Source organism: Streptomyces sp. TSRI0281 (assembly GCF_001905125.1).
Lineage (GTDB): Bacteria > Actinomycetota > Actinomycetes > Streptomycetales > Streptomycetaceae > Streptomyces.
In genome coordinates this window covers 60,282-66,720 of sequence record NZ_LWLE01000012.1, presented here as the reverse complement: position 1 = coordinate 66,720, position 6,439 = coordinate 60,282, and the positions used below count along the sequence as shown (strand labels likewise).

General features: G+C 69.0%; 5 protein-coding genes. 1 reads left to right on the top strand and 4 read right to left on the bottom strand.

Features of this window, described 5'->3' with window-relative positions:
• Together sdhA and A6A29_RS18125 are read right to left on the bottom strand one after the other, a co-directional pair.
• On the bottom strand, positions 1-1,288 hold a 1,288-nt coding region (sdhA, locus tag A6A29_RS18130; RefSeq protein WP_241838537.1), incomplete at its 3' end, for a succinate dehydrogenase (quinone) flavoprotein subunit.
• A 1-nt stretch (position 1,289) separates the two neighbouring features.
• Positions 1,290-1,997, bottom strand: a complete 708-nt coding sequence (locus A6A29_RS18125) for a succinate dehydrogenase (protein WP_073721136.1) — start codon at positions 1,995-1,997, stop codon at positions 1,290-1,292.
• 97 nt (positions 1,998-2,094) lie between these two features.
• Between A6A29_RS18125 and A6A29_RS18120 the strand changes: the two genes are divergently transcribed.
• Complete coding sequence (locus tag A6A29_RS18120; protein ID WP_073721135.1) at positions 2,095-3,015, top strand: LysR family transcriptional regulator; 921 nt, start codon at positions 2,095-2,097, stop codon at positions 3,013-3,015.
• Positions 3,016-3,064: 49 nt separating this feature from the next.
• Here the strand turns inward: A6A29_RS18120 and A6A29_RS18115 are convergent, their stop codons facing one another.
• Both A6A29_RS18115 and A6A29_RS18110 read right to left on the bottom strand, forming a co-directional pair.
• Positions 3,065-5,239 (bottom strand): putative bifunctional diguanylate cyclase/phosphodiesterase, encoded by a 2,175-nt coding sequence (locus tag A6A29_RS18115; protein WP_073721134.1) that lies wholly within the window; start codon positions 5,237-5,239, stop codon positions 3,065-3,067.
• The gene (locus tag A6A29_RS18110; protein WP_073721133.1) at positions 5,236-6,054 is read right to left on the bottom strand and encodes an SAM-dependent methyltransferase; all 819 of its coding nucleotides are present in this window, start codon (positions 6,052-6,054) and stop codon (positions 5,236-5,238) included. Before A6A29_RS18110 ends, A6A29_RS18115 begins: the two co-directional genes overlap by 4 nt.
• Positions 6,055-6,439: the final 385 nt, after the last annotated feature.

Below are 6,439 nucleotides of genomic sequence, written 5' to 3'. Positions count from 1 at the left end.
CGGGGACGGTGGTCTGGAGGTCGTAGTCGACCCAGAGGCCGCCCATCGTGTAGTGCACGGCCGGATAGATCCGCATGGGTGTCTCGTACGGGTCCTCCGCGGTGATCCGCGCGTACATGTCGAAGAGGTTGCCGTACTTCTCCTCGACCTTGGCCCTGCCCATCCGCGCGATGGCGTCGGCGAAGTCCAGGTAGACGCCCTGTCCGCCGGGGCCGACGCCGCGGCCCTCGTCGCAGACGTTCTTCGCGGCGCGGGAGGCGATGTCGCGGGGCACGAGGTTGCCGAACGCCGGGTAGATGCGCTCCAGGTAGTAGTCGCGCTCGTCCTCGGGGATCTCGTTCGCGGGGCGGTCGTCGCCCTTGGCGCGCGGGACCCAGATACGGCCGTCGTTGCGCAGCGACTCGCTCATCAGTGTCAGTTTGGACTGGTGGTCGCCGGTGCGCGGGATGCAGGTGGGGTGGATCTGGGTGAAGCAGGGGTTGGCGAAGTAGGCGCCGCGCCGGTGGGCACGCCAGATGGCGGTGGCGTTGGAGTTCATCGCGTTGGTCGACAGGTAGAAGACGTTGCCGTAGCCGCCGCTGGCCAGGACGACGGCATCGGCGAAGTAGGTGTCGATCTTTCCGGTGATCAGGTCGCGGGCGACGATGCCGCGGGCCTTTCCGTCGATGACGATCAGGTCCAGCATCTCGGTGCGCGCGTGCAGTTCGACATTGCCCGCGGCGATCTGCCGGGCCAGCGCCTGGTACGCGCCGAGGAGGAGCTGCTGTCCGGTCTGGCCGCGGGCGTAGAAGGTGCGGGAGACCTGGACGCCGCCGAAGGAACGGTTGTCGAGCAGTCCGCCGTACTCGCGGGCGAAGGGGACGCCCTGGGCGACGCACTGGTCGATGATCTCCACGGAGATCTGCGCGAGCCGGTGGACGTTGGACTCCCTGGCGCGGAAGTCGCCGCCCTTGACGGTGTCGTAGAACAGCCGGTGGACGGAGTCGCCGTCGTTGCGGTAGTTCTTCGCGGCGTTGATGCCGCCCTGGGCGGCGACCGAGTGGGCCCGGCGGGGCGAGTCCTGGAAGCAGAACTGGACGACGTGGTAGCCCTGTTCGGCGAGCGTGGCGCCGGCCGAGCCGCCCGCCAGGCCGGTGCCGATGACGATGACGGTGTGCTTGCGGCGGTTGGCGGGGTTGACGAGTTTGGCCGTGAAGCGCCGGGTGTCCCAGCGTTCGGCGACGGGTCCCTCGGGGGCCTTGGTGTCGACGACGGGCGCGCCCGTCGCGTACTGCGCGTAGTCGGTCATGTCAGCTCACCAATCCGGCCATGACGGCGACGGGTACGGAGATGAAGCCCAGCGTCAGCACCGCGGCGAGGAGGTTGGCGAGGGTCTTCAGGATGCGGTCGCGGGTGGCGCTGCCCACGCCGAGGGTCTGGGCGGCGCTCCAGAAGCCGTGCCGCACATGCAGTCCCATGGCGAGCATGGCCACGATGTAGATCGTGTTCCCGTACCAGGTCGAGAAGGTGTCGACGACGTTCTGGTAGGGGCGCCCGGACTGGAAGCCGCCCGGGTGCACGGTGCCGGTCGTCAGGTCGAGGATGTGCCAGACGATGAACAGCGCGAGGATGATGCCGCCCCAGCGCATGGTCCGGGTGGCGTAGCTCGCCCGCGGCTTCTTGTGGACGTACTTGGCGGGGCGCGCCCTGATGTCGCGGCGGCTCAGCTGGTACGCGGAGACGGCGTGCAGCACGACGGCGACGACGAGCACCACGCGGACGATCCACAGGGCCCACTCGTAGTGCAGGAAGGGCTCGCCCAGCGTCCGCAGCCAGTGGGCGTAGTGATTGAACTCGCCGGACCCGAAGAAGATCTTCAGGTTGCCCACCATGTGGACGACCAGATAACCGAGCATGATCAGGCCGCTCACCGCCATGATCGTCTTCTTGCCGACGGACGAGTCCCAGAGCGTACGCGTCATGGACGGCCGTCGGTCCGCCCGTGTTGCCAATGCCATGGACACGACGCTAGGGCCGAAAGACCTCATCAGTCCAAGACATGGTGCGGCTCATGTCCATAGGCATTGACTATCGTACGGGGTTAGGGTCGGTGTCATGCACTTTCCCCAGCTCAGCTATTTCGTGGCGGTCGCCGAAACGCGGCACTTCACGCGTGCCGCCGAGGCCGTTCATGTCTCCCAGCCCTCGCTCTCCCAGCAGATCAAGGCGCTGGAGAACGAGCTGGGCGCCGAGCTGTTCAGCCGGGCCCGGGGCAACATCACCCTCACCGACGCGGGCGAGGCGCTGCTGCCACTGGCCCGCCGGATCCTCGCGGACGCCGACACCGCCCGGCACGAGGTGCAGGAGCTGGCACAGCTGCGGCGCGGCCGCGTCCGGCTCGGGGCGACGCCCAGTCTCTGCACGGGGCTGCTGCCGGACGTCCTGCGCGCGTTCCACGATCTGCATCCGGGCATCCAGCTGCTGCTGGAGGAGGGCGGCTCGCACGACCTCGTACGGGAGCTGGCCCGCGGTGCGCTCGACCTCGCCCTGGTCGTACTGCCCCTGCCGTCCGCCTCGCCCGCGCTGACCACGATCGAGCTGCTGCACGAGGACCTGGTGGTGGTGTCGGCGGCGACGGAGCGCGCGCCGGGGCGCGGCGGCAGCGTCCGGATCCCGGATCTGCGGGGCGCGCCCCTGGTGATGTTCCGCCACGGCTACGACCTGCGGGAGCTGACCGTGGCGGCCTGCCGCGCCGAGGGCTTCGAGCCGTCGTTCACGGTGGAGGGCGGCGAGATGGACGCGGTACTGGGATTCGTACGGGCGGGTCTGGGCATCGCGGTGGTGCCGAGCATGGTCGCGACCCGCTCGGGCCACGATCTGCGGACCACACCGCTGGCCAGGCCCGGACTGCGCCGGACGATCGCGCTCGCGCACCGCAGCGATGTGGCCCCGCCGCGGGCGGCGCGGGAGCTCCAGCGCGTACTGCTGTCCTCGATCGACGGACGGGCGGGAAGACCGGACCCGTCCGTCGACTGAGGTCGCAATCCGGGGCGCCGGGCGGTCGCGGGACCGCCCGGCGCATCCGTCACACGGCGTCGGCCAGCAGCAGGGAGTGGATACGGTCCGGGGCGCCCGGACGGGCGTAGTACCAGCCCTGGGCGGTGTCGCAGCCCAGTTCCCGAAGCTGCTGCGCCTGTGCTCCGGTCTCCACACCCTCCACCGTGACGGCCAGTTCCAGGCTGTGCGCCAGTGACACGATGCCTTCGACGATCTTCAGGTCGACCGGATCGGCCGGGTGCTGCTGCATACCCTGGGTGAAGGACCGGTCCAGCTTGAGCACACTCACCGGCAGCCGGCGCAGATTGGCCAGGTTGGAGTAGCCGGTGCCGAAGTCGTCGAGCGCTATGTCGACGCCCATTTCCGCCAGTTGGCGCAGCGGCTTGAGCAGATCGTCGTCGGCTCCGATCAAGGCGGACTCGGTGACCTCCAGGCAGAGCGCCCCCGGCTCCAGGCCGGAACGTTCCAGCACGTCGACCGTCTCGGCGACCAGCCGCGGGTGGTGCAGCTGGGTCGGGGAGAGATTGACGTTGATCCTCAACGGGCCGCCGTCACTGTGCCGTTCCTGCCAGAAGTTGGCCTGCCGGACGGACTCCTCCAGCACCCAGCGGCCCAGCGGCACGATCAGTCCGGTGTGCTCGGCGAGCGGGATGAACCGGTCGGGACCGAGCACCCCGTGCTGCGGATGGCACCAGCGCACCAGCGCCTCCGCCCCGTGCACACTCCCGTCGCCCAGGTGCACGAGGGGCTGGTACTCGATGAAGAACTCACCGCGGTCCAGCGCCGCGGGGAGCGCGGTGGTCAGCCCGTGCCGGGTGATGGCCCGCGCGTCGGCCTCCGGGTCGGCGAGTTCGAAGCGGTTGCCGCCGGCCGACTTGGCCCGGTACATCGTGATGTCGGCGCTGCGCAGCACCTCGGCGGCGCTGCGCTCCCCGGAGGGCCCTTCGACGATGCCGATGGAGCCGCGTACGGTCAGCTCCCGGCCGTCGAGCCGGATGGGCGTGGCGAGCACACTCAGGATGCGGCAGGCGAGGTCGTCGACCTCCTGCTCGGTGTCCGGTCCGGTGGTCAGCGCGACGAACTCGTCCCCGCCGAGCCGGGCCACCATCTCGCCGGGCGCCGTGGCGCAGCTCTGCAGCCGGTCGGCGACCTCGACGAGCAGCCGGTCGCCGGCGGCGTGCCCCAGGCTGTCGTTGATCGCCTTGAAGCCGTCGAGATCGAGGTAGCAGAGCCCGAAGCGGGTGCCGTTCCTGGCCGCGACGGCCTTCTCCAGCCGTTCGAAGAAGAGGGTGCGGTTGGGCAGGCCGGTGAGCGCGTCGTGGGTGGCCTCGTAGCGCAGCCGCAGATTGAGGAGCCGTCGCTCGGTGGTGTCCTCCAGCAGCGCGAGCTGGTACTCCGGGCGGCCTTCGGCGTCCCTCAGCAGCGACACCGTCAGATTGGTCCACAGGACCGTTCCGTCGTTGCGGTAGTACGGCTTCTCGACCCGGTAGTGCTCGCGTTCGCCGCGCACCAGCTCGTTGTAGTACTTCCACACGTGCGGCGAGTCCTCGGGGTGGACCCACTCGTTCAGCTTGTGGCTGCGGACGTGGTGGTCCAGGCCGCCGAACATCCGGGTGAGGGTGTCGTTCACCTCCAGCACATTGCCGTCGAGATCCGCGATGCCGATGCCGATGGCGGCGTCCCTGAAGACGGCACGGAAGCGCGCCTCCGTGGCGTGCAGGACCTGCTCCGCGTGGGAGCGGGCGGCGAGCGCCGAGCGGGCTATGGCCTCCTGCTCGGACAGCGTCCGATCGCGCAGCGCCTGTGTGAAGCCGCCCGCCATCGCGTGCTGCATCCGTGCGCAACGGGACCTGCCGTCCTCGGTGGACAGCTCCTGCGGCCCGTTTCCGCCGCAGTAGAGGACCAGGTAGGAGTCGACGACACCGAGGGTGGAGCTGAGGGCGTCCGGGTCGGTGCAGTGCGCCTCGACCAGCGCGGCGCCCACCCGTTGGGCGGGACCCGCTTCGAACGGGCGCGCGTGCAAGGTCTCGTTCAGCTCCCGTGCCAGTGGCAGGAGATGCTGCTCGAACTCGGGGCGGGTCATGGAGGTGGCCGTCGAGGGAAAGATGGCCCTGCTCCAGATCGTGGCGAATCTTCGGAGCCGGTCTTCGGGTCCGTCAGGTTCCGCGTCCGGCTCACCGGACGCCTGGGCGGGAATGCTCACGCCTTGTGTCCTGCCCCTGCGAAGCCCGAGAAGGCGAACGGGTCCTCCTGCTCCGGCACCACCGGGGTGTCCGGACGCCAGTGCGGCATGGGGACGAGGCCCGGCTCGACCATCTCGTACCCCTCGAAGAACCTGCTGACCTCGGCGCGCGACCGCATGACGAGCGGGCTGCGGATGTTGCGGTAGACGCCGACGGTTCCGCTCGCCTCCGCCTCGGTGAGCGGAATCCCCTCGTACGAGGCGTGGGTCATGACGATCATGCTGCCGGGCGCCAGCGCCTCGCGGAGTTCGGCGACCGCGGCGTACGGGTCGTCGGCGTCCTCGATGAAGTGGAGCACCGCGACGAGCAGCAGCGCGACCGGCCGGTCGAAGTCGAGCACCTTGCCGACCTCGGGGCTGTGCAGGATCTCCTGGGGCCGGCGCAGATCGGCGGCGGCGATGACCGTACGGTCGTTGCCCTCCAGCACCGCCTGGCTGTGCGCGACCGCGACCGGGTCGTGGTCGATGTACGCCACCCGGGACTCGGGGTCGGCCGCCTGGGCGACCTCATGCACATTGCCGAAGGTCGGTATGCCGGAACCGATGTCCAGGAACTGACTGATACCCGCACTTGTGGCGTAGCGCACCGCCCGGCGCATAAACGCCCGGTTCGCCTGCATGATCTTGGGAAGGCCGGGCATGAACTCCATGGCCTTGCGTGCCGCTTCCCGGTCCACCTCGAAATTGTGCGATCCGCCCAGATAGAAGTCGTACATTCGGGACACGCTCGGCACCGAAATGTCAATGCCTTGCGGTGCCCAGGCGGGACGCTCCATCGATGTCTCCAACAAGTCGCCACGGCGATCCGGCCATGTTCATGGTCAGTGTTGACCAGAGGCTACTGATCGACCGCCAAGAGAGCGAGCGGAAACGGAAATTAGCGGTCCGTTATTGGTCACACACCAGTGGCATGTGCGGGACGTCCCGTCGCTGCGTGTACGCATTCCGCGACGGACCGGTACGCCTGGCGCCGTTTCTCCGCTGCATGGAAGCGACTTGAGCGAATAGCCGCCGAGTCACCCCGGGATCGCTCCGGCGCACCGGCGAGTTCGTCATCGATCGGGGCGCGTATCATGTGCCGCCGACTCCTTGGCCGTTGATGCTCCGGCTTCATGCCGTCAAAAAAGGTATAGACCGGCGGCAGTCGATCGATGCCGTTTG

Bases quoted from the DNA above. Each gene is read 5' to 3' on its own strand.
- A6A29_RS18125 (WP_073721136.1), bottom strand. From the start codon at position 1,997: ATGGCATTGGCAACACGGGCGGACCGACGGCCGTCCATGACGCGTACG.
- A6A29_RS18120 (WP_073721135.1), top strand. From the start codon at position 2,095: ATGCACTTTCCCCAGCTCAGCTATTTCGTGGCGGTCGCCGAAACGCGG.
- A6A29_RS18110 (WP_073721133.1), bottom strand. From the start codon at position 6,054: ATGGAGCGTCCCGCCTGGGCACCGCAAGGCATTGACATTTCGGTGCCG.